This window comes from Methanosarcina sp. DH1 (assembly GCF_020804205.1).
Lineage (GTDB): Archaea > Halobacteriota > Methanosarcinia > Methanosarcinales > Methanosarcinaceae > Methanosarcina > Methanosarcina vacuolata.
In genome coordinates this window covers 35,442-39,952 of sequence record NZ_WJBJ01000009.1, presented here as the reverse complement: position 1 = coordinate 39,952, position 4,511 = coordinate 35,442, and the positions used below count along the sequence as shown (strand labels likewise).

3 protein-coding genes and 1 pseudogene are annotated in these 4,511 nt (G+C 41.0%); 3 read left to right on the top strand and 1 reads right to left on the bottom strand.

Features of this window, described 5'->3' with window-relative positions; genetic code table 11:
• The 3 genes and pseudogenes from FXW07_RS04975 to FXW07_RS04965 form a co-directional block, all read left to right on the top strand.
• Positions 1-366: pseudogene (locus FXW07_RS04975) on the top strand (formylmethanofuran dehydrogenase subunit C); the annotation flags it as partial.
• A 10-nt stretch (positions 367-376) separates the two neighbouring features.
• On the top strand, positions 377-772 hold the full coding sequence (locus FXW07_RS04970; RefSeq protein ID WP_229394487.1) for a molybdopterin dinucleotide binding domain-containing protein: 396 nt from the start codon (positions 377-379) through the stop codon (positions 770-772).
• Positions 769-2,136, top strand: coding sequence for a formylmethanofuran dehydrogenase subunit B (locus tag FXW07_RS04965; RefSeq protein WP_229394486.1), 1,368 nt, complete (start codon positions 769-771; stop codon positions 2,134-2,136). The genes FXW07_RS04970 and FXW07_RS04965 overlap by 4 nt, the downstream gene beginning before the upstream one ends.
• Positions 2,137-2,570: 434 nt before the next feature.
• Here the strand turns inward: FXW07_RS04965 and FXW07_RS04960 are convergent, their stop codons facing one another.
• Positions 2,571-3,644, bottom strand: a complete 1,074-nt coding sequence (locus FXW07_RS04960) for a hypothetical protein (protein ID WP_229394485.1) — start codon at positions 3,642-3,644, stop codon at positions 2,571-2,573.
• Between the last annotated feature and the right edge of the window lie 867 nt (positions 3,645-4,511).

Genomic DNA, 4,511 nt, shown 5'->3' with positions numbered 1-4,511 from the left:
GGTGGACGGATCGTTATCGAAGGCTCTGCTCGCCATCAGCTTGGAGGCGGCATGGACGGCGGAGAAATTCTTGTAGAAGGCAATGTTGAAAGCTTCTGCGGAATCCGTCAGAACGGCGGGCTAATCTTCGTAAAAGGCAACGCTCTTCGGGGAGTAGGCGCTGAAATGGCAGGAGGCACCATAGTAATTGGAGGCAAAATCGAGCGCTTCTCCCCGGGTTTCGAATTTGTATCCATGGAAAATAGCGTCACATCCGGAGAGGTTGAACTAATAGGAGAATTCAAGAAATTCACAGGGGACTATGCGATCAGCAAGCGGGCAAAAGGAGCGCTTTACGTGGTTGCAGACGCAAACCCGGAGCTTTGAGGTGAGAAGCATGGAAGTATTACTCCTTACTGGAAGTACAATTGAAGAAGGCAGGCTTGCAAAAGGAGGGGACAAGTTTACGGATGAGTATACCCTGGAGTGCGCATCGTGCTGGATTTCTCCTGTGGATTTTGAATCGCTTTGCTCTCCTTCTAAAGTAAAAGTAACAAGCGAGAATGGAAAATATTCGATTGTAGTTTACACAAAATGTACGGATGCAGTCCAGCCAGGGCAGGTGTTCATGCCAAGGGCTATCTGGTCGAATGTTGTTATCGATCCCGATACTCTTTCTACGGGTTCCCCTCTCTATAAGGGTGCCCCGGTAACGATTGAACCCACTGAAGAAGAGGTCCTTAGCGCCGAAGAGGTAGTATTGAAAGTTTATATCGGGGGGCGGGGAGTATGATTTACAAAAACATAATATGTCCGGTCTGCGGGGCAGCCTGTGACGATATCCAGGTTGAACTCGGAGACGGAAAGATTGAAGCAAAAAATGCATGTAAGATGGGAAATGCCAAATTTCAGGAAATTGTAAGTTCCCACAGGATTATGCAGCCTCTTATAAAAGTTGAGGGAAAACTGGCCCCTGCAACCTGGGATGAAGCTCTTGAGAAAACTGTCGATATCCTTGTTTCGGCAAAGCGTCCCCTGTTTTTCATGGGCAGTGAAACCTCCTGTGAAGCACATGAAATCGGGCTCAAGATAGGAGAATACCTTGGTGCGATTGTTGATTCTAATTCTACTGTCTGCCACGGGCCAACAGCTATGGGAATTCAGGAAGCCGGAAAAGTCGGTGCAACAGAAGGGCAGAAGAAAAACAGAGGAGACCTCATAGTCTACTGGGGAACCAATCCCCTTGAATCCATGCCCAGACAGATGTCGAGGTACGCGGTTTTCCCGAGAGGTTACTGGACAAAACGCGGACGTTTCGACAGAACAGTTATTACTGTAGACCCGAGAAAAACCCCGACCACTGAAGCTTCTGATCTGCATGTTCAGCTCAAACCTAACTCGGATTTTGAACTGATAAGTGCACTTCTGACCCTGCTCCACGGAAAAACTCCCCACCCCTCAGTAGAAGAGATTACTGGAGTTCCCATCCCTGTTATGGAAGAGATGCTCGATATGATGAAGAACTGTACCTTTGGAGCCATCTCAGTGGGCCTCGGGCTTGCTTCTTCAATGGGGAAGTACAGAAACTCCGAGATTGCCATGAATTTCGTAAAGGAACTGAACAACTATGCCAAGTTCACCCTTGGAGCTCTCCGTGGCCATTGCAACGTGGCAGGCTTTAATCAGGTGGCTGCCTACATGTACGGCTACCCCTTCGGGCTTGACTTCATGCGCGGGCACCCGCGTTATAACCCCGGAGAATTCACAACTGTAGACGTGCTTCGAGAAAAAGATGTTGACGCAGCTTTCGTTATGTGTGCTGACCTTGTGTCTCATATCCCTGCAGATTGTGCGGCTTACCTTGCCAAAATTCCAATGGTCTGTCTGGATATTGCTCCCTGCCCGACAGTATCTGCTTCGGATGTCGTACTTCCTGGAGTCATTGATGCTATGGAATGTGAAGGAACCTTCTACAGGCTCGACGATGTGCCAGTATATTTTGAACCTTTCACGAGTTCACCTTTCGAGTTCACGAAGAGCAATGAAGACACTTTAAAACAACTCTTTGAGAAGATTAGAAAAAAAAGAGGTCAGGCTATTCCTTTTCCTTCTCTAAATAAGGAACACGAAAACCTAACACCTGAAAATTTGCCTTGATTTTCGGAGCTCTACAAGTAAGCAATTCGAAATTATGCAATTGAGGACACAAAACCAAGTGCAGTCTATGTTAATCTGATAGACTTGATTTACTTGTTCAATAATTAAAGAACATTGATTTTAGTCCAACTGTATTTTAGTCCAACTGCATTTTAGTCCAACTGCGTAAGTCTTAAACAAGCTATGAGCTTATCCCAAAACCAATTTTACTCTCAAATTAGTAAAGTTTCGAATGATTTTCATGATAAGAAACTTGATAGATTATTTGGAATCCAAAATTCGAAGAAGTAAGTTTGAGTCTTGGGATCAGTTTTAAGATAAAAATCAAGGAATTGGACAAGGGTTTGGACAAAGTTGGGACAAGGGCTTGGAGAAAAAAAGTAATCCTTCTAAAAATTCGTCATTTTCCCGGATAAAAAATTAAAAAGGAATTTTCAGAATTTTTCATTGCTCAGCGAGAAATTGAAAATCTCCGGAAGTCCCAGATTAAATTTACATTTTTGATAACTTGAAGCTTCAAGAATCTGCTGCTGTATATAGTATAGCGAATTCAGAAGGGTATCACTGTCTTCAGAATTCATATCTCCGGCATAAGGGTGGATATTTTCTTCAAGGGCATTTAGAAGCCCTGGATCAAGGTCGTTTACGAAGTAAGTATCCAGAACCAGAAGGTTTGAAATCTGCTCGTAGAAAGCTATAAGTTTCCGAAGCCACTCTGGAACTCCGTAATCCCTTGCATACTTCTCTCTGTTCAGGAAAGCAAGGTATCCAGAGATAGTAGTTATAAGATCTTCAGTTAGCATGTTATCAGGAAACACGATTGGAAAACGTTTCATCGCTGCAGGAGCTACATAGCTCGGGTATATCATTTCAGGATTACAGACTGAAGGAAAGATCCTAGCAATCGAACTGTTAAGCACTGCAGTAATATAGGCATACCTGCCTGGATCTTTGAGGACAATGCCGCATCCGTTCTCAAATACATGGTTCCCTTCAGCATCATATGCAGCTTGCAGATGATAGCCTTCAGTAGCAATAATCTTAGGAGTATTAAAATATTCCAGAAATTGTCTGCCTTTTATACTATAGTCTGCAGACTTAAGAGGAGAGGTATCGTGGAGGAACTTTTCTTTGAATTCCAGAATTCTCCCGTTAGCCATAGGGAATCTTGTCTTGAGTTCTTCGGGCGGAATTACATTGTATTCTTTCTTTTTCTCTATTGACAATTCATAAGGCAGCATGAAACGATAAGGCGAAGGGCGAAATGCAAATTTTTCGGAAGAAGCCCCTGAAACATACGGGTAAACAAGTTCAGGCTCTATAAATACAGGTTCGCACAAGCCTTCGCAAAGGTAATACGAATCTGAACCACCCTCCTCAGGAAGGTAAAGCCTGTGAAGCAGGCTATTTTTTGTGTTTATACCCTCAAAGATGCTCTCGGAAACATCTCCAAGTGTAACCGGGATTTCATAAATCTTTTCTACGATTTCGCTTTGTTTAAGAGACATCTATTTTTCACTTCTGATAGGTACATTGTGAAATATATTCTCATGTACTTTTTATTTTTCAGGCCACACTTATCCGGATGGAGTCTATCATTTGAATGATCATCCCTGAATCCTGGACTTTTGGATTCCGATAAATTGTCAAACCCTGCCAGAAATGTAGGTACGATCGGATCACTTATACAGAGATCTCATTCCCAAAATCAAAATTGGTTCACTAAATCTAGAAATTTAAACAATCAATCGAGTTTCTTGCCATTGAATACTGATTTAAGAAGAAACCTGGTTTTGGAATGAGCTCAGAGATTTGTTTAACTCTTTGGAGATCTTAGAGGTTGTCTAAAGGTTGTTTCTGGAAAATTTTTAATATATTTCATTTTAATATGTCTCATTTTAATTTTGATATATCTCATTTTAATTTTGATATATCTCATTTTAATTTTGATATATCTCATTTTAATTTTGATATGTCTCATTTTTAGATTCATTTTTAGGTTTAGATTAGTGTATGAATTAATCGAAAATTTTCCATAATTTCAATTTTATCAGGAGTTAAAGGCATATCGTTGCCGAACAAAAATCCACATGAAATTTATTTTGAAAGCTTTTACTCTGTCATTTTATTGATTAACTGGTTCTCCTATGTCCCGAGTTTTATTTTTTTCTCGTTTAATACACGGTAATCAGTTTCCTAGTAATAATATAAATAACTTTGTATTGAGTCAGTATCTCCGAATCACTGCTCTAATTTTTCCAGAAACTCCTAATTTAGCCAAATTATTTATCCTTTTTGTATATACATATTATATACTATGAAGCAAGTTGAGTTGGAACTCCAAAACCATCTTGAAATTGATAACATTGAAGGAT